Source organism: Noviherbaspirillum phoenicis (genome assembly GCF_047237965.1).
Classification (GTDB): Bacteria; Pseudomonadota; Gammaproteobacteria; order Burkholderiales; family Burkholderiaceae_D; genus Noviherbaspirillum_A.
Genome location: NZ_JBDFLX010000003.1, coordinates 14,693 through 41,044 on the forward strand (window position 1 = coordinate 14,693; position 26,352 = coordinate 41,044).

Sequence of the window (26,352 nt, forward strand, 5' to 3'; positions counted from 1 at the left end):
GGCTTTTACACACTCGTACTTAAGTTGAAAGGTCACCAAATGCAGAACGGCATTTACAGTTATCCGGGAACGAAGAGGGTGGTCTACGGCATCGACATGTGCGAGGCGCTTGACAAGGAAATGACGCATCGTGGCGCACAAAGGGTGTTTGTGCTGGCCAGCGCGACTCTGGCACGCAAAACCGACGTGGTCGACCGCCTGATGACGTCGCTCGGCTCCCGCTGCGCAGGCGTATTTTCCGACATAGGTGCACACACGCCTCGCACTGGGGTGGTGGCCGCTGCAAATATGGCGGCTGCCGCTCGCGCAGATTTGTTGCTGGCCGTCGGGGGCGGCTCAGTCACTGACGCGGCAAAGATGGTGGCGATCTGCCTAGGCAATGGCATCACTGACCCGGCCGAGCTCGATGCCTTGCGTGTTGTAACGAAGCCGAACGGCGATACCGTGCGGCCTAGCTACAAGGCGCCAGCGATTGACTCCGTCATTATTCCCACGACCCTGTCGGCCGGTGAATTTTCCGCCGCAGCGGGCTGCACCGACACGCGAACGATGCGCAAGGAATCCTACATTCATCCAGCTGCCATACCGGGCACTGTGATACTTGATCCTGCGGTCACTATTCACACGCCAGAGTGGCTTTGGCTTTCCACCGGTGTGCGTGCTATTGACCATGCGGTGGAAGATCTTTGCGCCATCAACAGCATGCCGTTTTCGGATGGGACATCCCGCCATGCGCTGTACCTGCTAGCGAAGGGCCTGCGCCGAGTCAAGGCCGACCCGTCCGATCTTGCAGCGCGGCTTGACTGCCAACTTGGCGCATGGATGTCCATCCTCGGGACCAGTGCTGGCGTCAGCAAAGGCGCCAGTCACGGCATTGGCCATGTTCTGGGCGGGACTGCCGGCGTTCCGCATGGCTATACATCGTGTGTGATGCTGCCCCATGTGCTGCGATTCAATTACCCTGTCAATGCGCAGCGTCAGGGCTGGATCAGCGACGCATTAAGCCGGCCAGGAGAGGCTGCTGCCGAAGCGGTGGGAGACCTGATCGCCGAACTCGGATTGCCGCGCACGCTGCGCGAGGTTGGAGTGAAACACGACCAACTCGATCTCATCGCCGAACACGCGATGTTGGATCGCCTGATCCATAGTAATCCGCGAAAAATAGACGGGCCGGTGGTGGTGCGATCGTTGCTCGACGCAGCCTGGTAGATCATTTTTTGCCGTTGACGGGATGGGCTGACGTGACCTCAGCCGCGGCGAGCACTTCAATGGGGAGGCAAACGGTCAGTGCCTCCCCGTTTCCTTATTGCAGCTCCAGCTTGGCGGTGACCATCAGTCGCTTCCACCGTGCAATTTCGTCGATCTGGTATTGACGCAATTCGGCAGGTCCGGTAACGAGCAAAGGGGTGTTCAGACGAGCAAAGTGTTCCTTGATTTCCGGGGACGTTCCTGCTTGCTTGAAATAGCTTTCAAGCTTTTCGACGATTGCCGGAGGCGTCTTCGCCGAGACCGTTGCCGCTACCCAGTTAAAGGCGAGAAAATTGGCTACGCCAGCCTCCGCCGAAGTTGGAACGTCAGGTATCAAAGGCAGCCGTTCGGTGCCCGTATACGCCAATGCGCGAACTCGCCCAGCTCTTACCAATTCCGTTGCTCCACCCGCGTCAACGACAGCGAAATCCACCAGGCCGGCAGTCACAGCATTGACCGCATCCCCCGCCCCCTTATAGGGCACATTGGTCGTCTTGATCTTTCCCAGTTCATTGAGCCATTCGCTGTACAGGGTGTAGGAAACAGATCCAGAGCCGTAGTTGAGTTCAGTGGGTCGCTTACGGGCATCCGCGAACAAATCGTTCAGCGTCTTATAAGGTGAGTTTGCCGGAACAATAATGAGACAAGGGCCGCGCATGAGCAAGCTGACCGGGGAAAAATCAGTAAGCGGATCGTACGGCAATTTCTTGAAGGTAGCGGCGTTCGTCGACAAGGTCGAGTTGCTCCCGATGAATACCGTGTAGCCGTCAGGAGGCGCATTCAGCACCGTCTGTACGCCAATAAAGCCATTGCCGCCTGGTTTGTTTTCAACCGTGACGGGTTGGCCGCTGATCTCTGATATCCTTTTTGCGAAAAGCCGTGCGGTCGTATCCGTGCCGCTCCCGGGAGGGAATGGCACGATAAACTTGATGCCGCGCGAGGGATAAGTGTCAGCCTCTGCATTAACGTGCATACCAGCGATAATCGACAAAACGGCAGCACCAGTGAATGAGATGAACTTGCGTCGATTCAGTTTTATATGTATTAACGGCATATTGTCTCCTTGTAGGTCGTGGTTGTTATTTCAACGCTTGAGCCCGAGCAAATCGCGAGCGACAACCCAGCGATGAACTTCGCTCGGTCCTTCATAAATGCGCATCAAGCGTGTCTCGTTTGCCATCTGCTGTAACGGCATTTCTTTTGTCATTCCCATCGCTCCAAATGCCTGCATCACATGGTCAATAACGTCCCACGCCATCTCGGTGGCGAATACCTTAATCATCGAAACCTGCGTACGCGCTTCTTCGCCACGGTCTATGCGTGCTGCCGCTTCATAGGTCATCAGACGACATGCATGAAGGCGCGTAGCAGCATCTGCGATCCACCACTGGATTGTCTGGCGTTCGGCCAATGACGCGCCGAAGGTCTTGCGCTGAGGCGCGTACTCGCACAGCATGTCCAATGCACGCTGCGTGCGGCCAATGCACCATGCGGCCATCTGTACCCGCCGCGAGGAAAGGCGTGCTTGCATGGGGGCAAACCCGCCGCCCTCGATCCCTAAAAGTTGTGTCGATGGAACTTGGCAGTCTTCAAAAACCACTTCATAGGTCGATACTCCACCCAACATCGGAATACGCCGCTCCACCTTGAAGCCGGGCGTCCCCTTGTCGACAATAAACGCGGAGATGCCGCCTCTGGCACCTTTTGACTTGTCAGTGACGGCCATGACAATGGTCCAATCCGCTTTGGCTGCGCGGCTGATCCAAATCTTTCGGCCATTCAAGATCCAGGCGTCGCCATGACGAACAGCACGGGTTGACAACATTGAGGGGTCGGCTCCAGCCCCTGGTTCCGAGATGGCGATCGCTGAAACGGTTTCGCCACGTGCATACGGTTCAAGATAGCGTTCTCGTTGTTGCACATTGGCGGTATTAAGAAGCATGCGAAGATTGGGTGAGTCGGGTGGCAACTCGAACGGCGTAATTGTTTTTCCCAGTTCCTCATTAACGCCGACCATCGCAACGACTGGCAAGTCGGACCCTCCCATTTCAGTAGGCGCATCCAACCCCCACAAGCCAAGTTCTCTTGATAAATTGCTGAGACGCCGATGTTCCTCAGGCAGCAATTCCAACTGGCCGCCGGTAGCTTCGCGTGCCAGTACCGCTCCTTCCAGCGGCATGAGCTCGTCGCGCACAAAGCGCGCAACAAGGTCCTTGAGCATGCGATGCTCGTCATCCAATTCAAAATTCATAGGCATCCTTTAACATTGCGTCCTCATAACGACATCAGGCTTAAGTCGACAACCGGCTCACTTCTTCTTCCTTCAAGCCTGCCTCAAGCAAAACCTCTCGCGTGTGTTGGCCAAGGACCGGGGCAGGGCGCCGGATCGATGTCGGAGTCCCGAAAAATCGTGTCGTTGGCCGGAGTTCCCGGATTGCGCCTTCCGTCGGATGGTTTGTTTCCTGAAACAGTCCTACTGCCTGCAGATGCGGATGGTCTGGGAGCTGGTCCAATGCATAAAGGCGAGTAGCCGGGATATCGAGTTCTTCGCACAGCGCCAGCCATTCGTCTGTGCTGCGGGTGGCGACGACCTCTCCAAGATACTGATAGAGCAGGCGGATGTTCTCGTTGAGATCCTTGCGGCTTTCAAGTTTGAATCTTTGGCCGATGGCCTCTCGGCCAGCCGCCTTGAAGAAGGCTTGCCAATGCCGTGGTGTGTAGGGAAGGAGACTCAGCCATCCGTCGCTGGTTCTGACGGGCTTTCGTCCTCCCTGTAGCAGCCGGGCATAGCCAGCGGGCGTCGGCGCCGGACGGAAGGTCATGCCGCCCATATGCTCGGCTAGCACGAAAGCAGTCATAGTCTCAAGCATCGGCACCTCGACATATTGTCCGACCCCATACCGCTCACGGTGCAGCATGGCTGCCATCACGGCATTCGCGACAACCAAGCCTGTGGTCTTATCTGCAATCAAGCTGGCCGTGTAGTCCGGGGCTTCATGACCGATCGACGCGACACTTGCCAGGCCACATGCCGCCTGAATAATGTCATCGAATGCAGGCTTTTCACCATCGGGCCCGTCCTGCCCGAATCCAGTCGCCGCACAATAGACAATACGTGGATTGATTTGAGCAACCGCTTCATAACCAAAGCCAAGCCGCTCGATCGCTGCAACGCGCATGTTGTGAACAAATACATCGGACGTTGCAATCAGCTTCCGAAGGGCTGCAGCGCCGTCATTGCTCTTCAGGTCGAGGGCGACGGAGCGCTTGTTGCGGTTCAAAGCAAGATAGATCGAGCTCATCCCGGTATGCAGCGAGACCCCGTTGGAACGCATTAAGTCTCCTTCGGGGGCCTCGATTTTGATTACGTCAGCGCCGTAGTCTCCGAGGATCTGTGTCGCCAGCGGGCCAAGGACAACGGATGTGAGGTCGAGGACTCTAATGCCATCAAGAGGTCCATTGCACCCCTGCTTGGGGGAAACGTCCGCATTTTGTCGCATGAGGATTTGGATTACTTGCGGTGAAAGACAGGCAGACGTCGTTCCGCCATTGCAGCAACGCCTTCACGAAAATCCGCTGTGGGAAAGTGAGTAAGCTGGATCTGAAGTTCGCGCTGATTTGCTTTAAAGACCTGATCAGCAAACCCGAGTCGCATCGTTTCACGCGTTGATTCAACCGCGAGCGGTGCCGACGCGGCGATCTCTTTGGCCAGAGCTATTGCCCGATCCTCGACCTGAGACAGCTCAGCCAACTCATCTGCGAGGCCAATCGTGACCGCTTCTTCACCGTCGATGCGGCGCCCAGTGTAAAAAAGGTTGGCAGCCTTCTGTTGGCCAATGAGGCGTGGCAAGGTGAAGCTCAAACCGAAGCCAGGGTGAAAGCCAAGACGGAGAAAATTCGCGCTAAAGCGTGCCTCTTTGCAAGTGACGCGGAAGTCCGCTGCCACAGCCAGTCCCAGTCCGGCACCAATAGCCGGACCGCGCACGGCAGCCACGATGGGCTTTTTCGTACGAAACAGTCTCATTGCCTGACGATAGAAAGGAGACGGATCGCGTGCCACGGTACTATCTGATGACGCCCCGAAATCGGCACCTGCACAAAATGTATTGACGCCTGAAGTCAGGACGACGGCCCGGCAGTTGGTGTCGTCGTCGAGTTTCTCCAGGGTGTCAGCTAGGTGTGCCATGAACTCTATATCCACAAAATTGTGTGGAGGCCGGCACATCTGGACAATTGCTACATGACCGTCATGCCGCACTACGATTTCTTCTTTAACGGTCATGATGTGAAATCCTCTTTACAGGATGCTGCAGAAAGTCTGATCGTCTTCATCGCGCTACTTTCGTTGAGTGGTTGTACACATCTCATTATTTGCCGTAAGGACGACCACGCGCTACACTGTAATTTCGCATACTGAAATTTTTTGCCATGCCAACAGTTACGCAAGCTCCATCACCCAAGTCAACACGCCGCACGACGCTCGACACCGGCGTATTCACGCGGCAAACGGCCGGTAGTCAGTCACTCGAACGAGGACTTCAATTGCTGCGTGCCTTTCGCCCAGGTGTGACGTTATTAAGCAATTCAGAACTTGCTGATCGAACCGGGTTACCGCGGCCCACCGTGAGCCGCCTGACGCGCTCGCTGGTTGATGCGGGATTCCTGCAATATGATCTCGGCACCAAGGCATATCGACTCGCTGCAGTGTTTCTTAGCCTGGCGGACGCATTTCAATACGCAACGCCCGGCATGGATGTCGCGCTCGACCTGATACGGAAAATGGCCGAGCATGAAAAAATTAACGTCGGGCTTGCGATCGCCGACCGAGATGAAATGATTTACCTTGCGGCCTTGCGTAAGAGCGATGACGGCATCTCGCGAACTAGGCGTCTGGTACCGGGGTCGCGCGTACCGATTGAAGTCACTGCAGTAGGGCGGGCTTGTCTAACGTTGCTTCCTAAGGTGCAGCGAGATGAACTGTTGCTTCAGATTGCTGGAAAGTACAGGGGAAAATGGGCGAAATTAAAATCAGATATTCTCCGTTCGATGGATGAATTGACACGCGTTGGTTTCTGTACCGCGGTCTGGTTGCCTGGACTGATCGGCATAGGCACGGCAATCCGGGCGCCGGACGGAACTGTGTATGGCATGAACATCAGCTTCCAGTTCGATCAAGAGAGTCGCGATAATTTGGTAGAACGATATGCGCCAATGCTCCTGCAACTTGCACAAGACATTCAGCGTGCTTGGCAAGAGAATGCTAGGCTCGCAGATGACTTTTGATAGCCACTCCCACATTGGCAATAGGCTCGCGTTGAGCCATCGAATTGACTGCGTTGGGCGTAGCAGGGATAAATTACATAAATGGCTGAAACGTCCAGGGGCTCCCCCAAAAGTTAAACTTCTCTCTTGCCAGCCACCAAATGTGACTAGTAGGCAATTATTCAGTGTTGCGAAAGCCCCAAAAAATGTACGAATTCAAGGCTCGAAATTTTGCGCTCTAGGTTACAGCGGATGTCGGCTACTGCTCCTAAATCGGTCCCTTTTAGATGCACGTGAATTGACCGGTTTGGGTCGAAAGTGCCAGTTGCTGTCAGGCTGTGATCGCCGTAAAGCAGAACTTGGTGAGCATCGCACGCTAGTCGAATGGATGGAATTTATTTCTTTACGTGGGATGGTGACCTACTACAAGCTGTTAATAAATTGGAAATATTATGCCGAAGCGCATTAGTAGCCAGCTGAAATCTAGGCCTTCCCTGAAAATGCGTCACTAATCTGTTTTGAACGCTTGGCGTCGTCGCCATGGAGGTAAATCGATGTCGTTGAAATCGAGGAATGCCGGAGGTTGTCTCGGACAGTAACCAATTCCACTCCCATCGCCAATGCATGGGTTGCATGCGTATGTCGCATCCAGTGGGTCGTCGCCTGCCGAAGCTTTTCCGCCAGTGCAGGATGATCGGTTTCCATCTGCTTTGCAGCTGTACCAAAAAACCGCTTGAGGATAGCAAGCAGCCGGGTTGCCGTAATTTTCGCACTGTTGAACTCATCCAATGAACCGATCAACGGTGTTTTTGGATCCCACTGCACACGCGTTGTCGGCAAGCCGCGCTGCACGAGGTACTTGTCGAGCGCGGAACGTGCCAGCGGCGGCAACGCGACCTTGCCAGCTTTGCTGCCTTTCCCGGTGACCTGCAGCCAGTGGTCGTCATGGCTGTCCGTATTGATCGACCTGAGGGTTATACCGACCAGTTCGGCCGCCCGCAGGCCAGTCGCGTAGCCGAAATCCAGAATAAAGCGCAGTCGCTGCGCAGCGGGTTCAGTCCAGTCATAGGACCATTCCAGGCCGTCGGCAATGGCGCGGACAATTCCCCACTCACCCTGCGTGAAGGCATGGCTCGTATCCACCACTCGGGCTTTAGATGCGCCGCGGACCTTAATGCCAGAAAAGGGGTTGGCTAGCAGATAGCCTTGCTCCATCAGCCACCGGTACAACGCGCCAATGACGGACACGGCGTAGGACACCGATCGGGCAGAGAGGGGGCCGCCAAAGGGGCGCCACTCGGGTGAGGTCCGGGGTTTAGGAGGACCAACCCAACGGCTTGCCGGGGAGGGGCGTCGCAGGAAAGCGCGGTAGGCAACGGCATCTTCCACAGTCAGCGACGACAGAGCCCGCCCTCGTTCCAGAATAGCCCAAAGAATCAGACGCTCGGCTTCTTTCCGATACGCCCGCAGGGTTGCATGCGACTCGTGAAGGGAAAGCCATGCCTGCACGGCTTGGTAGTCATTATCGGCATTCAGGGTGCAGGTCTTTTTCGGGGCACGGAACGTCCCTTGCGACCCATCTATATCCTGGGGCGGAATGAACATTTCCCATGGCACGACTTCGGCAGGTGGGGAGAGCACAATCAGTTCCCGTGCGCGGTCTGTGAGCGCCGGATGCTGCGCAAAGAAGACTTCGATCTGGCGTGCCCCAATGGCGCCGAGGCCCGGGACGGTGGACCACCACATCTTTCGTCGGGCTACGCGAACGGTCAATTCCGCGAGCGTGTGGATGCCGTAGGCATGCAGCGCCTGCACTGACCGGGGAGCAAGCCAGCGCTCGATGGCGTCGCCGATCTGTGGGATGGCGGGTGGCGTGGACTGCAAGGTCTCGACTGCCTGAAACACGGCGCGGGCGAGCTTGACCCGTTCCGACTCCCTGTGACGCAGCAGCTGCGCCAAATCTGGCCGTGACCGCGAGGTGGCGAGATGACACAGTCGATCACGGATGCGCCGGATGATTGTGCGCGACGAGTTGCCTGAAACCAGACAAGCATCCAAATAGCGACCAACCGCGTCGCGCGTGTCGAGGCCTTGATACCAGGCGCGCAGGGCGGCGAGCTCAGAAGCGGTGGGGAAACCGTCAGACGAAGCGGGCAGGGCGGTCGTGGGAAGGGTATGGCGTAATTTCATTTCGCCAGTTTACTGGATTGAAGCATCTATGGCGATAAGATAGATTATCACAATAGCTGGGTAAGCGAGAATCGTGTTGGATATAAAAAAGCGCTGGAGAGTAGGGATGCCAGCGCACTGCTCATGGTCAGCAAGAGCGATTTGGCTGGTATAAATGGGCGATTGATAATACCGGTTATCAATCTAGCGATTTTAGAATTTAGCTGATCAATGCTTGGAAAAACGAGCCAGCCGAAGGGGAAAATAGAGTGGGACGAGACGGGCAGGTCAGGTCCGCCTCGTTGTGGGATCATCTGCCGGTCCGCAATGCTTACCGTTAGAGCCAGCATGCGAATTTCTTTAGAAAACAAGGCCACCTTCGAGCAGGGCACGCTAAAAACGCAGCCATTCCGCTAACTTGGACCACCGCTGTTCCCGCCTGCTTGCCCTTGACCGCCATTGCCAGCGCACGCTTTTGCCCGACTAGTACGACAAGACGCTTGCCGCCTGCGATGCCGGTATAAATCAGGTTCCGATTGTGCATCATGTAGTGCTGCGTGGAGACGGAAATCACCACGACTGGATACTCCGACCCCTGGGACTTGTGAATGATCGTTGCGTAACACAGCACCAGTTCATCGAGCTCGCCAAACGCATAGGTGACGACGTGCTCATCGAGGCTCGCCGTCAGTTCCTGCTCGTCATGGTCGATATGGGTCACGAAATCGATGTCGCCGTTATAGACATCCTTGTCATAGTTGTTCTAGATTTGCATCACCTTGTCGGCCACGCTGAAGCGATAGCCGAACTTCTCGATGCTGCTCTCACCCGGCGGATTCAGCGCCTCCAGCAACAGCTGGTTGAGATCACGCGCTTCGTTCAGACTGCGGCTCATTGGGCATAGCACCTGGATGTCGCGCACCGGATCGACCTGGAATTTTCGCGGAAGCCGAGTCTTGACCAGCTCGACGATGGTCCTGGCGATGGTTTCTGGCTCATCGGCTGGCACAAAGTCGAAATCCAACGCCTTCCCTTTTCAGGTAACGAAGAGAATACACTTTACCTCAGATCGGGTTAAGGAAGCTTGCTCGCAGATCAAAGGAAAACGCCTCACTACTTTGTACGATTGGGTTTGCGTACCGATCAACCGAAACAAAGCAGGAGGCGCCTTGTGGACAGTCTAACGGAGCTGTTTTGCCAGATCGATGACTTTTGCCAAAGATTCGAACCGGAATGGGAGAAACGTCTGCTCGCCGACGGGCGAAAGAAGCGGCGGCGTCCAGCCTCGTTGAGCCTGTCGGAACTGATGACGCTGGCCGTGTTGTTTCATCAGCTGCGCTATCGGCAAGTCAAGAGCTTTTATCTTTCTTATGCGCTACGGTTTCTGCGCTCAGAGTTTTCCAGCCTGCCAAGCTATCACCGCTGCCTGGAGTTGATGCCGCGCTGTGTCGTGCCACTAAGTGCTTTGTTTGAGCAGGTGAAGGGGCGCTGCACCGGCATTACCATCCTTGATTCCAGCCCGCTTGCGGTGTGTGACAACCTGCGCATCTCCCGACATCGGGTCTTTGCCAAGGTCGCAGCACGCGGCAAGAGTTCGACCGGCTGGTTCTATGGCTTAAAACGCCATGTAGCCATCAACCACCATGGCGAACTGCTGAGCATCAAAGTCACGCCAGGCAACGTTGATGATCGCAAACCGGTTGCCTTCCTGTGTCGCAGGCTATTTGGCTAGTATATGCGGATAAGGGGTACGTCGCCCGATGGCTGGTCGATTTGCTGCGCGCTCGTCACATGGACTTCGTCACCAAGGTGCGCAAGAACATGAAGCCGGTCCAGCATACTCCATTCGACCAGGCGCTTCTCAAGCGACGATCTCTAATTGAAACCGTCTTTGACGAACTGAAAAACCTGTGCCCGGTCGAGCACACGCGTCACCGTTCGCATGCCAACTTCATAGTCAATTTGATGAGTGGCATTGTCGCGTACTGCCTTATGCCGAATAAACCCCGGCTATCCCTTATGTCATCTGCGCCAGCATGCCGGTAATCCGTTATCCTGATCCGAGGTTACACCTTGGTTAATTTGGTAGGCGCTGCGAACAATGCGTGAACTCGCGGCTCGGTCAGGCGCACCACCGGCACCGCACCCGAGTCGATCAGATCAGCAAGCACCTGTCCGGGGCCGACCGAAGGTAGCTGGTCCACATCGCCGACAAAGGTCACGGCAGTGGAGGTCGCCACCGCCTTCAGTAACTGGTTTCCCAGTGGCACGTCGACCATCAAGCACTCGTCAGCAACCAGTACGTCACATTCAAGCGGAAAGGCTTCATTGCACTTGAATTCCCCATTGGCCGGATTAATTTCAAGCAGCCGGTGAATTGTTTTGGCTTCAAGCCCGGTCGATTCCGATAGCCGCTTGGCCGCTCGTCCAGTCGGTGCGCACAGCAACGCCTTGACCTGCTTCGCACGCAGGATTGTCAGGATCGAATTGACCAGCGTAGTCTTGCCGACGCCAGGACCACCCGTGATCACCAACACCTTCGATGTCAAGGCCAGCCGGATCGCCTGCCTCTGGTTATCGGCCAGTACGATCGACAGCTTTTGTTCCATCCACGGTATGGCCTTGTCCGCATCTACGGAAGGCTAGGGCGGCGTCCCGGACCGCAGCCGCTTGATCTGGGAGACGATGGAACACTCGGCGTTGTACAGCTGCGCTAGAAATACGCTTGGGATGCCATCCACGGTATCGACAATGACGACTTGCTCGGCGAGTTCCTGATCAATCGCTTCTTCAATGACCGATTGTGCGATGTCGAGAAGCTTCACGGCCAGCGAAACCAGCTCGCTGCGTGGCACGTCGCAGTGGCCTTCCCCGGTCGCCTCCAACAGCGCATACGGAACGCCTGCCCGCGCACGAAGCGGCGAGTCGCGTGTGATGTCGACTTTCTGGGCCATGGTGTCTGCAGACAGGAAGCCGATTCCGCGGATGTCCTGCGCCAGCCGGTAAGGATTGTCGGACACGACAGCAACGGCGTCCTGGCCGTAAGTCTTGAAGATGCGCACGGCATCGAACGTCGACACGCCCTTGCCATGAAGGAATACCATGATGTGCCGGATGACCTTTTGATCCGCCCAGCCAGAGGTGATTTTTTTGCGCAAATTTCACCAATTCCTTCCACTTCACGCAGCCGTGCCGGCGTCTGCTCAATGGTGTCAAATACCGCAGCGCCGAATTACCTTGACCAGCCGGTTCGCGTAGACCGGACCGATGCCTTTGACCATGCCAGAGCCGAGATAGCGTTCAATGCCGGTGAGCGTGGTGGGCGGGGAAACCTTGACGAACACGGCCTTGAACTGCCTGCCGTGCTCGCGATCCGTTATCCAGTTGCCCGAGGCCGACGCATACTCGTCGGGCGCGACGCGTCTTGGAAGGTGATTGTGTCACCGATTTATGAACCCGTCTCCCTCTCAAGCCGCAGTGAATGGTGACACTTTTACCCGCACAAGAAAAAAGGTAAATCTGTCAACTCGTAGCATCGGCAGGAAAATGTGTCACTTCGTCCCTTTGAGAGCTCGCGCTCGACGGCCCAGCGTATACCAAAAACGGTGTGCTCCCGCGTAAACGTCATAATTTTTCAATGCAGTTTTGTAATAACTTTGACATTGCACAATTTAACAGTTCTCTAGTAGATGCAACATCATTGCAGGTGTTAGGCATCTGCGTTAGCTCAGCTGTATATGTTTTTCGTTTTCAATTGCAATTTTCATAAAAATAAATGAAACCCTTTTAAGAAGACATTTATATGGCTGCGAAAAATCCAATTAATAATAGAGACCGACAGTTCTCTGATGTCGTCCCACCGCAATCTACTCCTGTTTGCAAGCTTACAAATCGAGGTTCTCCGCCATTTCAAAACCTTGGACCGCTCCAAAATCTCCTAGGAATATGGACCGCGAGCGATACTGGATGGAACATGATCGCACTACCGTTCCATAATTCTCCACCGTCGCCTGCATGGTTTAAATTCAGAGTACTGATGAATCAGTATAACGAAGAACTTCGCTTTGCTTTCGTTGACGAGGATGTTCCAAATCGAAGTTTGTTAAGATCTGGCGATCCTGATTTTGAACAATTTTTCGTGACGCTCGATTATCAGCAAAAAATTGCCCAAGTGGTGGCTGAGGACCGACTAGCAAGCGATGACGCAGGTGGAGTAGGTCTACCGATCCATCACGAGCCTGGACTATGGTTATTTATGAAGAATCGTAGATCGAGAGATGATCAGATCAGGGGCGACAGTGTGATAGAGGAGGAGATCGATGTCGCACGGCTTGCATCCATTCCCCATGGAGATTACGTTTTAGCGCTTGGAAAGTCAGAGAACCATCATGGAATGCCAGATATCCCGCAAATTAGTGGGTTACCGTCAGGTCGATTTGAAGATGTGAATTCTCCAGGCTATGATTTCGAATCTGATCCATATTTGGCACCTTATAAACATTACATTGATAACCCTTTTATGGGAAATGTCAGTGCCCTTGGATTTCCTGGTTAAGCCCAGATGATATGAATAAAATTCTTAGGTTTACGAACCAAGGTGTCAATATAGTTAAGACAACTACTTTAACCGTAGACTCTACCCGAAGAACGGGTGGGATAACAAACGCGCCATTTTCTGTTAGAGAAGCTGAAGCAGTTAGCATGAAGTCGACATTTTGGATACAGGAACTCGCTGAAAAGGACCAATTCGGTAATCCGAAGTTGAGGCTGCAATACTCTCAAGTTGTCATGTTAGATCTCTTTCATCCTCGTGAGGATGAATTGCCCGGGCGGGTCGCTTGGCCACATATAAGCATTGCAACCTTGGAGAAGGTACCGGCTGAATATGCGCTTGTGCCGGCATAACAACCACTTGAAGTCACGTCCGCCTGTCCTCTGGGTGACAGTTCGAGGCTAAATAAAAATATAACCTGGCAGTCGCATCATAGCTCTGCTTTACTGGCACCTGGATAACGTGGCACTCGGAAAATCTATTGATTTCTAAAAAAAAATTTTAAAAAATTCCTTTATATGAGCCAAGGAAAAATATATGAAATACTTATTTCCAGTAATATACCTTCCCTTCCTTTGTGCTTGTACGACGCCAGATATTTCACGTTTTCGAGCTGACGAATTAAGTGGAGAAAGAGGCGGCAAGACATCGCTTGTCTTTTGGCTAAGTACAGCCAGTACCTTACCTGATCGTTTGGCACAGTTCGTTAAATTGGATCCAAAATTTAAAGCCTCCGTCGAAAAGGCATGTTCTAAGCCGAGCACAACTGAGCTTGCACCAGCTGTAGTACCAATTGTTAGTACACTTGGAAAATTAGTGTTTGATCTCCAAATGCAAAACCAGATTAAAAAGATAGAAGCCCTGAAACGAGCGTCCGAGGCATCTTATTCAGCTCACGTGGTTCTTTCTAGCGACGCCCTTGCCAAAAACTCATGTGTTGCACTGATACGGTCACTCGATAAAGGTTTCCCCAGCGGCTCTGTTGTCATTTTGAAGCTAACAGATGCCGGTGATAATATAGAAAATAATGACAATGCCGCTGCTGCCGCAGGTAACGCTTCGCAAAATACGGTGCCTCCAAGACGTGTGGCGTTTAACTTTGAGCCGGTCTATGTTCGCGTTTGGCATGCAGCAGCTGTGACACGCGAGACATCTTCACCAGCCATAGGTATGTCGATAGCCATCAGTATAAAGTCGATCGGGAAACAGCAAAATGGACTACCTGTGGCAGCATCAGTAGGCGAGGCAGTCGTTAGTATCCCTAAGGTTCAAATTAGCAGTAACGTGCTTGGCAGCATCTGTGAAAATGCTACTTGTCCGCGTTCTGAACCCATTCCTTTATTGGCACCTCAGAGTTTAGCAATTCTTTCGGTTGCAGTTTCCGAAAAAGGGGATCTTGGTTTTGAACCAGAAGAGGCCGTTAATGAATTAAAAGCTATCCAAGAAGCAATGGGTCCGGCAATAAGCAGTGCAATTCAAGAAAAATTTAAGGAAAAATGATGATGTGCAATATATAGTAGTTAAGCTTTTAAATTGGTAACTTCCATATAATTCTCTAATTCCAGCAAGTTCAAGCAATCAAGTATTTGAAGATTTGGACGCTAACTTTAATTGATGTTATTAGGGTAAGGCTACTTTTACTAAGTTAGGTCTAGTTGTATGTCCTAGAAGATGCTGACGTCATTAGTCTGTAGAAGCATGAACCCCACTCGTTGGGCCCTCGTCATTCAATTGGAGGAGCTATGGTACTGAAGTCTGTTGACAACCCAGCATCACAAGGATCGCTCGACAATGGAAGAGAAACAGGAAATCTGGTACCACGCGAAGTGATCAGCGGATCTAAAGGGCTGCTCGACGTCACACCGGCCCGGGCATCTAAACGTTTCCTAGTGCGCGGAACTCGGAGCGAACCTCTACGCAATCCCTCGTCGATATTCGAAAGTCTGCTAACCGACATTGATCGCAGGAAGCAAATTCTTGAGACCGAACTCACACCGTGGCGGATGATTTGCGCGCTCGAAATCACGAGCCAGAGTGGCTCTGTATACGTCGGTACCGGCTGGTTCGCGGCTCCACGCACGGTCATTACGGCAGGCCATTGCGTGTTCGACCCTGTCGAACTTGGGGGCTGGGCGAAGTCGATCAGGGTCATTCCGGGCCGTGACGGCGCCGAAGAACCTTTCCACTCAGTGCAGTCGTCGAGCTTCTCGACTACCGATACATGGCTTGCATCGCAGGATCCAGACTTCGACTATGCAGCAATACACATCGATATCGACATTGGATCGAAGGTCGGTACGTTCGGCATCGGGGTATTGCCCGACTCTGAACTCGCAAATCGGCTTGTAAATGTCAGCGGCTATCCAGTGAGTCCAGGTAACGGCCGACAGCAATACTTTCACGCCAACCGCGTAAAAGCCGTCACCACACGGCGGGTATTCTACGACGTTGACACGATTGGCGGGCAAAGCGGCGCCCCTGTATGGGCATACCTCGACGATCACTCCGATATCCCGACAGTAGTGGCAATCCACGCCTACGGCGTCGGCGGAACACCGGCTAGCCTTAACGTTGTGGCCAATTCAGGTCCGCGTCTTTTGCCTGATGTAATAGAGGTGATCAAAGACTGGGTCGCGAGAGGGAGCACCTAGAATGAGCCGTTCGCTTCGCTCTGGTAGGGTCGTGGACAGCGAGAGTCATGGTATTGCCGGTGCGCTCGTATCAGTTATGTGGGGCACAGCGCCGACGCCGGAAATTGGTCGGCGCACCGGTGACGATGGGGCGTTTCAGGTGGGTTTGCCTGAAGGGTTATTTCGCCTGCAGGCGGTCACCGACTCGGGTTCGGCTGGTGAGGTCGAAGTCGACGGTGGAGAAGGAGGCGAGATCGTGATCCGGATCGATGCGCCGCCCAGCGAGAGAGAAGGTAAGACATGAACTCATGGGCTTTGCGTTGCGTGGTGGCGATCGCGTTTCTAGCGACGCTCAGCACGGCAGCGTATGGAGAGCTACAAGACAATGGCAAGTCCACGCCGTCCAGCCGTCAGGTCGCCGGAGCGTCCACATCAACTACGTCGCACGCACGTGCCTCTGAGAGCACACAGCGCGGTGATATACCCGCCGGCGCGACGCCGACGTCGGCGAATGCACTACCAGGTACACGATTTCAGTTTGTCTTTGGCGACAGCAACATAGTCCGTGTGCCAGCAGAAGTAACGACGCTTACTGTCACAGGCATCGCCGGGCTCGACCAACTGGCAACTGCTGACATAGAAAAGCTCGCGAATTCGCTCGGAATTGTTGACCGCGGGTTTGCACGAGGGATGGAGGCACGCAGCACCTTCGAATTTCTCGGCTCGGAGTTCGTGGGACGATCAGGCGCGAATGGCCTTATTTGGCGAATCTCAATGAAGGCTGACGTTCCAGCAGGTACATCGCACGTGCGAATGGCGGCGCTGTCATTTGGTACGTCAGAACCCCACTCATACGCGGTCGAGTTTTCGGTAAGCGCCAAGCCCGCCGCCGCATCGCAGTGGACTCCGAGGGGCGCTACCAATCTTTGGTCGCTGTCATGGAGCGACCCGCCGACCGCGCGCATTTACGGCGTTGTGATCGAAAACCCCGACGAGCCGATTACCAACCTGCGCCTCGTGCAGAGTACGTTAAAGGACGGCTCGGGCAATGCAATCGGTGTCCAGCGCCTACGGCTAATGGATCGTCCGGACGACAAAGGATTGCTTGGCATCAACGTGCCAGGCAACAGCACGCGCACGGTCTTTCTTCGCTTTGAGGATGGCGAATCTGCTGGACCGTACGGTACGTTCGACGGAGTGATACGCCTCACCGCCGATGGCAGCGCGGCAATGAAGGACGTTCCGATGAAATTACAGGCTAGTTCGACCGGCAGGCGCTTGCTCGGCGTCCTGTGGACTTTCTTAGGCCTTTCGCTCACAGTGATTATTTCCGCGCTTGCACGTCCACGGATGGCGCGCTTGCAGGCACGCCGTGCGGCGGCCGCACTGCGGCATGGGATTGCGCAGTTCCTTGCCGAGCTCGGACGCACAACGCCGCCCGATATAGCGATGGACAGAATGAAAGCGGTTGCAGGGCAACTTGGAGAATCGATTGCGGATGACACGCTTGACCGGGCAAACCTGCTGCCTTCAAGTTTCTCGCTCGGGCCGGGCGTCGACGCGACGCCTGACATGACAGCAGCGTTGAAAACGAAACTCGAAGAGGTTTCGAATGTTCTAGAAGGACTGCTAGTGCTGCTGCGCACTGCTATTCCGGCGATCCTCAAGCTGCTGCAAAAACCGGGTAAAAGAGATGTGGCGCTTGCTTTCGCACGGGAGCTTGACGACCTAGCCGATCGCGTGACCGGCCCGCAAGATGCGAAGACGAAGGCTGACGAGTTGCGAGCCCGCGTGCTCGCTGCCCAGGGCACCGAACTCGGGTCTCAAGCCAACCCAGCCGTCCACGGCGTCACGGTCAGCTATCTCGACCTCGAGATCAAGGGCCTGGCGCTTGTAGCATGGTCCATCTGGGTGCGATTGCGCTTGTGGTTGGAAGCTCGTGGATTTTCGCGGACCCGGACTTTGGGACGACGGTCGATCTGGTATCGAGTTTTCTGTGGGGCTTTGGCTTGACGACATTTGGCGCTGGTATCCAAAATCTGACGCCGAGTTCGGTTGCCACGCAGATGAACGTAAAGCTTCCCAAGTAACGAGAACGAAAGGAGCAATCGAATGCCACCTTGGACGCCCACTGGTGCCTGGAATGGAAAGTTTAGAAAGGCACTTTCAGATGCCTTCGACGAACCCGCGATAAGTCTATTGACAAGTGATTACTTTGGAAAGGGATTTGCTGTTATTTCACCGCCTGGGTTCAACAAAACCCACGAGTTTCGCCTTCAAGAGTTAATCGACACAGCTAAGCTAGAGGATTGGCTGATTGACCTTGTTGCAGCCGCTCATGAACGCCGCCCGAAAAACGCCACCCTTGCCTCCATCGCCGAGGATATGGGGTTGTCGATTGTCGGACCGCGGCTGTTAAATAGTACAGGCAAGACGCTGGAGGAGATCGTTCAAGACAATGCAAAATTTATTGATATCACGATTTTCATGGAGAGGTTGCCGCAGCTGGCGGGTCAGGTATGCTGGATAGACATTCCTGGCGGCGGTGGCACCGGGTTTTTGATAGGAGCCAACCTTGTGCTCACCAATAGTCATGTCGTCGAGCGTATTCGTAAAGGCCAGGCGCGGCAGCAAGACGTCAAGTGCAAGTTCGACTATCTTCAGGCCCTTGACGGGTCCGAGCTGGCGAAGAAGAGACCGGTAGAGGTGGGTCTCGTAGACGGCTCCGAATGGCTAGCCAACAGCAAGCCTCCAAGCATGTTCGATTTTGAGCCGACGCTTGGCGAAGCGGATGAAAATGAAAGCGATTACGCAATCCTGCGCCTTGCAGAGCCCATTGGCGAGTTGCCAATCGGCGGCGACACGGTCGATCCACAAGCTCAACGGCGTGGATGGATCGACACTGCTGGCGACGTTCCTGCGTTGGCCAAGGGCAATCAGGTGTTTCTGTTGCAGCACCCAAAAGGCGATCCGTTAAGCCTCACCGTTGGGACTGTCGTCGAATTCAACTATGGCGGCACGCGCGTGCGCTACGATGCGAACAGCAAGGATGGATCGTCTGGATCGCCGGTCTTTGACGCCGACCTTAATCTCGTAGCGCTGCATCACGCACGAGATCCGGCGTGCCCTCCCAAATGGAACCAAGCTATTCCAATGTCGGTAATCAAAAAGGTTTGGAAGCTTCCATAGCGAAAGGTAACAGCATCATGTTCACGAAAGCGCAGATTGACCAACTCGCCGACGAACTGGACCAACAGTCGGATGACAGCCGGCTCCAGTTGATCGCCACGGACCTCGGCGTGAACTGGGCAAACCAGACCAATGGCATCGCGCCTTTTAAAAAGCGAGCAGCTACGCTCATAGAGTATCTCAATGCCCAAATTCCAACGCGTGCTGGAGAGTTTCTCGAGATGTTGCGTATGCGGGGCAACGCTAGGTTGCAGGCAGTCGCCAAAGAGCTGATGGTGCCAACCTATTTTTCACCGACCGGCGACCCACACGACGCGATTATGCTTGGTCGGACGGCCTTTATTGCGCGCCCTGACCTTCGCCTGCGAATACGGGATTTCACGACTAGCTTAAGTATCTACACGACGCACATGCTTGTCGTCCGGGGCGGTGCCCCAGGCGGTAAGTCATATACGTGGGAGTATTTAAAGCATCTGGCGTTGTCGACCGCTGGCGCGCAACCTTTGCGCCACCGTTTGAAAGGGAAGGGAGAGGCGTATACGCCGCGCTATCTATTTGAGGACGTGTTCCGCCTGCTCGATCTCGACGTGTCGGCGCTTCCATCGTTAACCGACGACCCACAGCTCGCACGTATCGACGCATTGCTGGCTACGTTCAAAGGCAAGGTCGTTGGGCTGACGCGGCGCTCCTGGCTTGTGATCGACGACCTCAACGAGCCGACGGTCACGCCTTCGGTGCGAGAAGCCGCTTTCGCGATCGCGCAGGCTGCCGAGGAGCTCAAACCGCAGGGCCTATGGGTCGCATTGCTTGGCTACAACGAGTCGATTGCAGATCCTGAGCTTCGCTTTATCGCGCAGGACGACGCAGAGTACCCAGTGCCGACGTTCGTCGCGGAGCACTTGCAGGCCCTGTCGGACTCTGGACCAAACCCGCTTAAGATGAACCGCGCGACGGAGATCGCTGATCTACTTTTTAAAAAGTACGGCGCGACGCTCGACAAGGCCGCCATGAGCAATCTTACCAGCGCAGTCGAGCAGATGGGTGAGAAGTTGAGGCAGGGGCAGCAGCCATGACAGACGCAATTAGGGGTCAGGCCAAGCTCTCGCTCGACGACCTTGACCGTTTCCTTGGCAATTCTGCTCAGGATAGCGAGTTATTGCCCTATTGCGATGCAGCGGCAGTGCTATCGGTTTTTGACCCACTGGCGCTCTGGCCGGTCAGTGGTGCCACAGTGATGCCTTCTGACGTGCTGGCGCGGATGCGATCGCTATGCGAGGTGGAGACGGACGGCAGCCAGACAAGCCGCTGGTCTCTGTCGCTATCTGCGCGTCGCGAGGCGTTGAAGCGTCTGAGAACGCGTAAGCGGATGAAGGCAGCGCTCGAAGCCAATCCCGAACGCGAAGGCAATGCCCTGCAGCGTGTGTTCGAGCGTGTGCTCGAAGGTGCGCCAATCGCGCTCGAGAAACTTCCGCGCGACGACCTTGCTTCGCTCCTGATAGTGCACGAATGGCTTGAAGGCATCCTCGATAGCCTGCCTGAACCGGCAGGGATCAAGAAAGTGCTGCGCAGAAACGACCTGCTCGCGCCGATGCGGCGCCTCACCACGGCGGGTTTTGTCGGGCGTGAAAAAGAGCTCGCGCATCTAACTTACTTCTTGAAGGGGCCACAGCCGCGCGTGCCGATGTTCGTCTACGGTCCGGGCGGCGTTGGCAAGTCCACGTTGCTCGCCCAGTTCATTTTGCAGCAGATCGAAACAAACGATCTCCCGGTCGCCTACATCGATATCGACCGGCCTACGATCCGGCCAGAGCACCCCTCGACGCTGCTGCTTGACGCGCTTGGGCAATTACAGCCGCAGCTTGACGCACCGCTACCGCACGCCGAAAGCGTGGCCAAGGAGCTGGAGTTCGAGCTACGGCGCCACGAGATTGGGCGCCAGCTTGAGTCAGCTAACATGCCGTACAGCTCAGGTGCGCGCTTATTTGCGGCTAGCCTTTCGCAGTGGGCTAATAGTCGCACGATCCTGATCGTCATTGACACTTGCGAAGAGGTGCAGTTCCTTGGGACTGACGTTACCGAGCCGTTCATTCAGTTCGTCTGCGAGTTGCAACAGTTAGCGCCAGTCGCGCGTGTCGTGCTTTCGGGGCGCACGCTGCCGACCGAATATGTCGCCCACGCATTTCCGGAGGTGCTGCGAATGCGTCATTCGGTAGACGATCCTTTCCCAGTCGAGCTATTCCCCGAGCATCAGGGCCCTGTCGCGCTAGATGTTTTAGATAAACGCTCGGCCCGTCGGCTTCTGACTACGTCTATCGAAGCTGCAGGGATGCCGCCAGTCACAGACCAGGACTTGGACGACATTATTCACGTCGTCAGCCGCAACCCCATGTGCCTCAAGCTTGCCGCACGCCTACTACGTGAGGAGGGCATTGCGGCGCTCCGCGAGGACCGCGCGGCCCTGTTGACGAAGTTACGCGCCGAGAAGATCCAGGCACTGCTCTATGGCCGCATATTGCACCATCTTCACGGAAACAATGTGCGTAAGGTCGCGTATCCAGGGCTCGTAGTGCGCAGAATCGATGCGGGCGTGGTAGAGAAAGTTCTTGCGGAGCCATGTGAGTTGACCTTCGATGCCGAGCGAACGCCGTCTATCATCGTGAGCGAACTCGCGCGAGAGGCTGCTCTGGTCGAGATTGATCCTGTTGACGGCAGTTTGCGCCATCGCCCCGATGTACGTCGAGCGATGATGAATGACCTGACGGACCATGTCGACGCGTCGGTGGTCGAAAGCATCGACCGCAACGCCGTCGCATATTATGAGGAGCAGGACGGGCCCATTGCGCGCGGAGAGGAAATTTACCACCGGCTGCGTTTGCGGCAACCGCTGACGACGATCGGCACACGCTGGACAGCCATGGCTGGCCAGCGGCTCAAAGGTGCGCTCGACGAGCTCCCGCCCGAACAGCGGCTGTGGCTCGCCGAGCGTCTAGGGGTCACCCTGGACGTGAGCGTACGTGAATCGGCCGACCAAGCGGTGTGGGAGGCGCAGGCGGCGCGCTCTGCCGATCGCTATCTGCAGAACCGTAACCCGGTCGCTGCGCTAAAGGTGCTTGGCGAGCGGCCGGAGCGGCTTCCGCGCAGCCCGCTATTCGCACTTGAGGCAGAAGCTTATCGGTTCATGGGCTTGCCCGACGAGGCGCTATCCGTTGCACGACGCGGCGTCGAGTCAGTTACGGCTGACGGGGCCATCGACTTGGCTCTGGAGCTGCTGCTCAAAATGGTAGTAATTGACGAGGGACGGCAAAACATTCATGGAGCCGAAAAAACGCTGAAGGAGGCCATTGCCGTAGCGAACCATAGTGGCAATCGTTTGCTGCGATTTCGTGTATTGGTCACTACGCTTCGGTTGCAACGGCAGCTTTGTCCGGGCGCTCACGACGAGCGCGTGCAACTCCGTCGCGATGCGCTTGCGAAGCTCGACGAGGAGATGCTGCGGAAGCTACGCGAACAACCGGTATTGCTTCGGGAGACGGCTGCAGAGCTCGCCAAGGACGATCCGCATCTTGCTGCTCTGGCCATTGAAATCCTTGGCATTGAGGTCTCATCCGATGAGCAAGCCAAAACTTTTGGACGCGCTTTGGCCGTCGCGACAGGCAAGATGACGCTGAAGCTCATCGACGAGCTCCAGGAAGTATCGGAGTCGAACTTGCAAGCAGGAAAAATCCGCAAATGGGTAACCGAGACGCTAACGAGCCGTGACACGCGCCGGCTGGGCACGGAACTATTTAATATGGAAGCTGGCGACGAGACCCTGCACGGTTTCCGTGAATATTTTCGTGCGGGAGTGACTAATACCCTATCGGTCGATCCATCGCATGCGGTTGGTCCCCCCAACTTGAACGTCCCGTCTGAACCGGGCATCGTCCCCTCGATAGAGGATAGCGGAGATGATGGAACAGCTCTTAAATCAGGACCACCCTCTGGGGCGTGAGTACCGAAAACATTCCAGGCAGAGATACTGGTTGGTTCTGTCGCGTTAGCAAACGAAAGACAAAGTAGTGCCGGCTTCGGGATATGACCTTACGTCGGACTGACTTGTCCTGCCAACGTATAAAACTGGTCGGCAAACGACATGCCATCGCAGCCCTCCATCATGAACTGACTTTTGCGAATCATGTGCATGAGTTCGATTCCGGCCAGGATTGCTTGCGCAGAGCGAAACGATTTAAAGCCAAGCATCGGGCGGGTGACGCGTTTGACGGAGCCTGTCAGAATTTTTGTGTAAGCGAGGTCATGAAATAATGCCGAAAGGGATGTTCCATGACCGACGTAATGACGACCAAAAAGCCTAAAAAACAGAAAGCACCACCGCCGTTTCCAGTCGAACTGATTGACCAGTTACTGGCCACCGTGCAGAACAAGGATGACGAATCCATCCTCGGCGAATCCGGGCTGGCCGGCCAGCTCAAGAAGATGCTGGCCGAGCGCATGCTGTCGGCTGAACTGACCCACCACCTGGCTCAGGAAGAGCAAGCCAGCAAAAACCATCGCAACGGCATGTCACCCAAAACGGTGCTGGCACCCGGTGGCGAACTACAACTCGATGTGCCGCGCGACCGGCTGTCGAGCTTCGAGCCCAAACTGGTAGCCAAGCACCAGCGGCGCATGCCTGGCTTTGACGACCATGTCATCAGCATGTATGCCCGTGGCATGACGGTACGGGAGATCCAGGCCCACCTGCTGGAGTTGTATGGCACCGAGGTCTCGCCCGACCTGATTTCCACCATCACCGACGAAGTCATCGAGGAAGTCACGCAATGGCAACAGCGGCCGCTGGAGGCAATGTATCCAATCGTGTACTTCGATGCGTTGCGCCTGAAGATCCGCGATGAAGGAACCGTCAAGAACAAGGCGGTGTACCTGGCACTGGGCGTGCGTGCCGATGGGCGTAAGGAAGTGCTGGGATTGTGGATTGAACAAACCGAGGGCGCCAAGTTCTGGCTCAAGGTGTTCAACGACTTGAAAAACCGGGGCTTGCACGACATCCTGATCGCGGTGGTCGACGGTCTGCGCGGCTTCCCGGAGGCGATCGAGGCGGTCTATCCGCAGGCCCAGATCCAAACCTGCATTGTGCACTTGATTCGCAACTCCACGACGCTGGCTGCATGGAAGGACCGTAAGGAACTGGCCGCGGCGCTCAAGCCGATCTACCAGGCGGCTAATGCGGATCTGCCGCCGCGGCGCTGGACGCGTTTGCTGCTGGACCTTGGGGAAGCAAATTCCCGACAGTGGCGGCGATGTGGCAACGCCAATGGCAACAGGTCATTCCGTTCTTTGCCTATCCGCCCGAGGTCAGAAAGATCATATATACGACCAATTCCATCGAGAGCTTGCATATGCGCCTGCGCAAGATCGTCAAGAACCGGGGCCACTTCCCCAGCGATGAGGCCGCTACGAAGCTGCTGTTTCTAGCCTTGCGCAACATTGAAAAAGACTGGAAGATGCCGCCGCAGACATGGAAGCAAGCGGCCAATCAATTCGCTATCATGTTCGGCGAGCGCTTCACCAACGCCATCAACTAAACCGACCTCGCACACAGAAATACTGACACGTCCGTTTGACGGCGCGATGATCCTGCTCCACGATATTGTTGAGGTATTTGACTTGCCGAATCTTGATCGGGATTTCTCGTTGCGTATTCAGCTGGTCGAGCGCTGCCTTGTTGGCAACACTCTTGTCCATCGTCACCGTGTCCGGGACATCACTATGCCGCATGGCTTTGTCGAAGAAGCGCCTGGCCGCTGATGCATCTCGTTTCGCGGTCAACAGGAAATCGACGGTCTTGCCTTGCCTGTCCACCGCGCGATAGAGGTACTTCCACACGCCTTTGACCTTGATATATGTCTCATCCATGCGCCAGCTTTTACCAACCGCGTGCTTGTGGTTTCGGATGACCTTTTCCAATAAAGGCAGAAACCGGACCGCCCAGCGATTGATCGATGAATGATCGACCACCACACCGCGCTCCTGCATCATTTCCTCGAGGTGCCGGTAACTCAATGGATAGGCCGCATATCAGCGGATACAGACCAAAATCACATCGATCGGAAAACGCATCCCTTTGGTATTCAGCATGGCTGCCTGCGCATTATTCAAAGGCAGAAGTTTACCGGACGGCGAAGACCTTCTCGCTTAATGCGACACAACCCTCCAAGGCGGCAATGAGTGGCAGCGTTTCGTCCTATGCTCACGATTCCGGGCCGGAACAGATCACTTTTTCTATCGATTGGCTGACTTGGTAACAGTCAAATCTTGCTGCATGTAAATATCCTGAATAGAAGATCAGGGAGGCAACGATTGCGACAGCATAGTAAAGGGAGACGTGCACACTATTGCCTTTTGTCTATGTTGCCGAATACTCACGGTGGCTTCAAAGTAATATTCCGCTATTGAAGATTTTTAACAATTGGCATTGAACCAAGTCAGGAAAAGTTTTTTGGGTCTCAACATCCTCTGAAAAAGAGCCTCAAGTACGACGTAAATTACGGTCGTCCGAAGGCAGCGAGGCCTACCGAAAGAGCCGCTGCCAATGAACGACATCTAAACCTCCTAATATTAGTAGAGTATCATTGCCTCCCACGATTAATGTTCAGTCAGCAAGTTTTATGATGGATGAAGAAGAATCTGAAGGTTGGTGGAAACATGGAGCAACTTTTGTTGCACATATTGCTGTAGCGACGTTGGTCTTGATTGTTATCGGAGCAGCCGCATATGGAATATTCCTATTTATCCAACTCCTCAAAACCCATGACGCTCCAGAGTCCATAATTGGTGTTTTTACTGGATTAGAAAACTTTGTTTTTGTCGTTGATGCTGGCGTATTTATTGCTTATGTTTTGGCAACGGGATGCCAGTTTATTTGCCATCTGACGCATATCACTTGGCGCCCAAGGTGGTTAGTTCTGCGTGAGGCAAAGCAACCTGAGAGTTGGTGGAGGCCTGGAGCAAGCTTTGCCGGGCATGTTCTTGCAGCAAGTTTGGTTTGTGTTGTGATGGGAGCAGCAGCTTTTGGACTTGCAGAATTTGCTCACTTTCTTGAGTCAAAACAAGCGCCGTGGCTTATAGTAACGATTTTTTACGGTTTAGAGACGTTTGTCCTCTGGGTTGATGTTGTTATTTATGTTATATATGTACTGACAACGGCGTGGAAATTTGTGCTTAGCGTTACTCGCATAGCGTGGAAGCCAACATGGTCAACGATATGTTCAGGTTTCACGAAACGTTTCAGTAGGAGGTAGTTGA

At 54.8% G+C, this 26,352-nt stretch carries 21 protein-coding genes and 4 pseudogenes; 13 read left to right on the forward strand and 12 right to left on the reverse strand.

Features of this window, described 5'->3' with window-relative positions; translation table 11 throughout:
• Positions 1-39 precede the first annotated feature (39 nt).
• Positions 40-1,209: an iron-containing alcohol dehydrogenase gene (locus tag ABC383_RS22480; RefSeq protein ID WP_413017435.1), complete on the forward strand. Its 1,170-nt coding sequence runs from the start codon at positions 40-42 to the stop codon at positions 1,207-1,209.
• Between the two features lie 94 nt (positions 1,210-1,303).
• Here the strand turns inward: ABC383_RS22480 and ABC383_RS22485 are convergent, their stop codons facing one another.
• From ABC383_RS22485 to ABC383_RS22500, 4 genes are read right to left on the reverse strand one after another with little or no spacing between them, the layout of a single operon-like run.
• Complete coding sequence (locus tag ABC383_RS22485) at positions 1,304-2,302, reverse strand: Bug family tripartite tricarboxylate transporter substrate binding protein (protein WP_413017437.1); 999 nt, start codon at positions 2,300-2,302, stop codon at positions 1,304-1,306.
• A gap of 30 nt (positions 2,303-2,332) precedes the next feature.
• Positions 2,333-3,499 carry an acyl-CoA dehydrogenase family protein gene (locus tag ABC383_RS22490; RefSeq protein ID WP_413017439.1) on the reverse strand — a complete coding sequence of 389 codons (1,167 nt, stop codon included), beginning with the start codon at positions 3,497-3,499 and terminating at the stop codon, positions 2,333-2,335.
• A 40-nt stretch (positions 3,500-3,539) separates the two neighbouring features.
• Positions 3,540-4,748 carry a CaiB/BaiF CoA transferase family protein gene (locus tag ABC383_RS22495; RefSeq protein WP_413017440.1) on the reverse strand — a complete coding sequence of 403 codons (1,209 nt, stop codon included), beginning with the start codon at positions 4,746-4,748 and terminating at the stop codon, positions 3,540-3,542.
• Positions 4,749-4,759: 11 nt separating this feature from the next.
• Positions 4,760-5,530: an enoyl-CoA hydratase/isomerase family protein gene (locus tag ABC383_RS22500; protein WP_413017442.1), complete on the reverse strand. Its 771-nt coding sequence runs from the start codon at positions 5,528-5,530 to the stop codon at positions 4,760-4,762.
• Positions 5,531-5,676: 146 nt separating this feature from the next.
• Between ABC383_RS22500 and ABC383_RS22505 the strand changes: the two genes are divergently transcribed.
• Complete coding sequence (locus ABC383_RS22505) at positions 5,677-6,531, forward strand: IclR family transcriptional regulator (protein ID WP_413017443.1); 855 nt, start codon at positions 5,677-5,679, stop codon at positions 6,529-6,531.
• 462 nt (positions 6,532-6,993) lie between these two features.
• Here the strand turns inward: ABC383_RS22505 and ABC383_RS22510 are convergent, their stop codons facing one another.
• The 3 genes from ABC383_RS22510 to ABC383_RS22520 form a co-directional block, all read right to left on the reverse strand.
• Positions 6,994-8,700: a site-specific integrase gene (locus ABC383_RS22510; protein WP_413017445.1), complete on the reverse strand. Its 1,707-nt coding sequence runs from the start codon at positions 8,698-8,700 to the stop codon at positions 6,994-6,996.
• Between the two features lie 316 nt (positions 8,701-9,016).
• A complete protein-coding gene (locus ABC383_RS22515; RefSeq protein WP_413017447.1) occupies positions 9,017-9,400 on the reverse strand; it encodes an ATP-binding domain-containing protein in 384 nt (127 codons plus the stop codon).
• 42 nt (positions 9,401-9,442) lie between these two features.
• Positions 9,443-9,703, reverse strand: a complete 261-nt coding sequence (locus tag ABC383_RS22520; protein ID WP_413017449.1) for a hypothetical protein — start codon at positions 9,701-9,703, stop codon at positions 9,443-9,445.
• 147 nt (positions 9,704-9,850) lie between these two features.
• On the opposite strand from ABC383_RS22520, the pseudogene ABC383_RS22525 reads away from it, so the two are divergent.
• Positions 9,851-10,725: pseudogene (locus tag ABC383_RS22525) on the forward strand (IS982 family transposase).
• A gap of 20 nt (positions 10,726-10,745) precedes the next feature.
• On the opposite strand, the gene ABC383_RS22530 reads toward ABC383_RS22525, so the two are convergent.
• From ABC383_RS22530 to ABC383_RS22540, 3 genes are read right to left on the reverse strand one after another with little or no spacing between them, the layout of a single operon-like run.
• On the reverse strand, positions 10,746-11,288 hold the full coding sequence (locus ABC383_RS22530) for an AAA family ATPase (protein WP_413017451.1): 543 nt from the start codon (positions 11,286-11,288) through the stop codon (positions 10,746-10,748).
• A gap of 33 nt (positions 11,289-11,321) precedes the next feature.
• Positions 11,322-11,837, reverse strand: a complete 516-nt coding sequence (locus tag ABC383_RS22535; RefSeq protein WP_413017453.1) for a helix-hairpin-helix domain-containing protein — start codon at positions 11,835-11,837, stop codon at positions 11,322-11,324.
• 54 nt (positions 11,838-11,891) lie between these two features.
• Positions 11,892-12,023 (reverse strand): hypothetical protein, encoded by a 132-nt coding sequence (locus ABC383_RS22540; RefSeq protein WP_413017454.1) that lies wholly within the window; start codon positions 12,021-12,023, stop codon positions 11,892-11,894.
• Between the two features lie 629 nt (positions 12,024-12,652).
• On the opposite strand from ABC383_RS22540, the gene ABC383_RS22545 reads away from it, so the two are divergent.
• From ABC383_RS22545 to ABC383_RS22580, 8 genes are all read left to right on the forward strand, one after another.
• On the forward strand, positions 12,653-13,234 hold the full coding sequence (locus ABC383_RS22545; protein WP_413017456.1) for a hypothetical protein: 582 nt from the start codon (positions 12,653-12,655) through the stop codon (positions 13,232-13,234).
• Positions 13,235-13,768: 534 nt separating this feature from the next.
• Positions 13,769-14,731, forward strand: a complete 963-nt coding sequence (locus tag ABC383_RS22550) for a hypothetical protein (RefSeq protein ID WP_413017458.1) — start codon at positions 13,769-13,771, stop codon at positions 14,729-14,731.
• Between the two features lie 242 nt (positions 14,732-14,973).
• Positions 14,974-15,882, forward strand: coding sequence for a trypsin-like serine peptidase (locus tag ABC383_RS22555; RefSeq protein WP_413017460.1), 909 nt, complete (start codon positions 14,974-14,976; stop codon positions 15,880-15,882).
• Position 15,883: 1 nt separating this feature from the next.
• Positions 15,884-16,165, forward strand: a complete 282-nt coding sequence (locus ABC383_RS22560) for a peptidase associated/transthyretin-like domain-containing protein (protein ID WP_413017462.1) — start codon at positions 15,884-15,886, stop codon at positions 16,163-16,165.
• Complete coding sequence (locus ABC383_RS22565; protein ID WP_413017464.1) at positions 16,162-17,874, forward strand: hypothetical protein; 1,713 nt, start codon at positions 16,162-16,164, stop codon at positions 17,872-17,874. The genes ABC383_RS22560 and ABC383_RS22565 overlap by 4 nt, the downstream gene beginning before the upstream one ends.
• A gap of 99 nt (positions 17,875-17,973) precedes the next feature.
• Complete coding sequence (locus ABC383_RS22570; protein WP_413017466.1) at positions 17,974-19,050, forward strand: trypsin-like peptidase domain-containing protein; 1,077 nt, start codon at positions 17,974-17,976, stop codon at positions 19,048-19,050.
• Positions 18,996-20,123 carry a hypothetical protein gene (locus tag ABC383_RS22575; protein WP_413017468.1) on the forward strand — a complete coding sequence of 376 codons (1,128 nt, stop codon included), beginning with the start codon at positions 18,996-18,998 and terminating at the stop codon, positions 20,121-20,123. Before ABC383_RS22570 ends, ABC383_RS22575 begins: the two co-directional genes overlap by 55 nt.
• Positions 20,120-23,041, forward strand: coding sequence for an AAA family ATPase (locus tag ABC383_RS22580; protein WP_413017470.1), 2,922 nt, complete (start codon positions 20,120-20,122; stop codon positions 23,039-23,041). The genes ABC383_RS22575 and ABC383_RS22580 overlap by 4 nt, the downstream gene beginning before the upstream one ends.
• A gap of 89 nt (positions 23,042-23,130) precedes the next feature.
• On the opposite strand, the pseudogene ABC383_RS22585 reads toward ABC383_RS22580, so the two are convergent.
• Positions 23,131-23,310: pseudogene (locus ABC383_RS22585) on the reverse strand (IS6 family transposase); the annotation flags it as partial.
• Between the two features lie 72 nt (positions 23,311-23,382).
• On the opposite strand from ABC383_RS22585, the pseudogene ABC383_RS22590 reads away from it, so the two are divergent.
• A pseudogene (locus ABC383_RS22590) lies at positions 23,383-24,632 on the forward strand (IS256 family transposase).
• 31 nt (positions 24,633-24,663) lie between these two features.
• Here the strand turns inward: ABC383_RS22590 and ABC383_RS22595 are convergent.
• Positions 24,664-25,185, reverse strand: a pseudogene (locus ABC383_RS22595) (IS6 family transposase); the annotation flags it as partial.
• Between the two features lie 530 nt (positions 25,186-25,715).
• On the opposite strand from ABC383_RS22595, the gene ABC383_RS22600 reads away from it, so the two are divergent.
• Complete coding sequence (locus ABC383_RS22600; RefSeq protein WP_413017472.1) at positions 25,716-26,348, forward strand: hypothetical protein; 633 nt, start codon at positions 25,716-25,718, stop codon at positions 26,346-26,348.
• The last annotated feature ends 4 nt before the right edge of the window (positions 26,349-26,352 follow it).

What these genes read in the sequence shown, in the direction of transcription:
- ABC383_RS22555 (WP_413017460.1), top strand. Translation starts at nt 14,974, where the DNA reads ATGGTACTGAAGTCTGTTGACAACCCAGCATCACAAGGATCGCTCGAC.
- ABC383_RS22485 (WP_413017437.1), bottom strand. Translation starts at nt 2,302, where the DNA reads ATGCCGTTAATACATATAAAACTGAATCGACGCAAGTTCATCTCATTC.
- ABC383_RS22560 (WP_413017462.1), top strand. Translation starts at nt 15,884, where the DNA reads ATGAGCCGTTCGCTTCGCTCTGGTAGGGTCGTGGACAGCGAGAGTCAT.
- ABC383_RS22490 (WP_413017439.1), bottom strand. Translation starts at nt 3,499, where the DNA reads ATGAATTTTGAATTGGATGACGAGCATCGCATGCTCAAGGACCTTGTT.
- ABC383_RS22530 (WP_413017451.1), bottom strand. Translation starts at nt 11,288, where the DNA reads ATGGAACAAAAGCTGTCGATCGTACTGGCCGATAACCAGAGGCAGGCG.
- ABC383_RS22505 (WP_413017443.1), top strand. Translation starts at nt 5,677, where the DNA reads ATGCCAACAGTTACGCAAGCTCCATCACCCAAGTCAACACGCCGCACG.
- ABC383_RS22510 (WP_413017445.1), bottom strand. Translation starts at nt 8,700, where the DNA reads ATGAAATTACGCCATACCCTTCCCACGACCGCCCTGCCCGCTTCGTCT.
- ABC383_RS22600 (WP_413017472.1), top strand. Translation starts at nt 25,716, where the DNA reads ATGATGGATGAAGAAGAATCTGAAGGTTGGTGGAAACATGGAGCAACT.
- ABC383_RS22495 (WP_413017440.1), bottom strand. Translation starts at nt 4,748, where the DNA reads ATGCGACAAAATGCGGACGTTTCCCCCAAGCAGGGGTGCAATGGACCT.
- ABC383_RS22480 (WP_413017435.1), top strand. Translation starts at nt 40, where the DNA reads ATGCAGAACGGCATTTACAGTTATCCGGGAACGAAGAGGGTGGTCTAC.
- ABC383_RS22565 (WP_413017464.1), top strand. Translation starts at nt 16,162, where the DNA reads ATGAACTCATGGGCTTTGCGTTGCGTGGTGGCGATCGCGTTTCTAGCG.
- ABC383_RS22575 (WP_413017468.1), top strand. Translation starts at nt 18,996, where the DNA reads ATGGAACCAAGCTATTCCAATGTCGGTAATCAAAAAGGTTTGGAAGCT.
- ABC383_RS22570 (WP_413017466.1), top strand. Translation starts at nt 17,974, where the DNA reads ATGCCACCTTGGACGCCCACTGGTGCCTGGAATGGAAAGTTTAGAAAG.
- ABC383_RS22550 (WP_413017458.1), top strand. Translation starts at nt 13,769, where the DNA reads ATGAAATACTTATTTCCAGTAATATACCTTCCCTTCCTTTGTGCTTGT.
- ABC383_RS22580 (WP_413017470.1), top strand. Translation starts at nt 20,120, where the DNA reads ATGACAGACGCAATTAGGGGTCAGGCCAAGCTCTCGCTCGACGACCTT.
- ABC383_RS22545 (WP_413017456.1), top strand. Translation starts at nt 12,653, where the DNA reads ATGATCGCACTACCGTTCCATAATTCTCCACCGTCGCCTGCATGGTTT.
- ABC383_RS22500 (WP_413017442.1), bottom strand. Translation starts at nt 5,530, where the DNA reads ATGACCGTTAAAGAAGAAATCGTAGTGCGGCATGACGGTCATGTAGCA.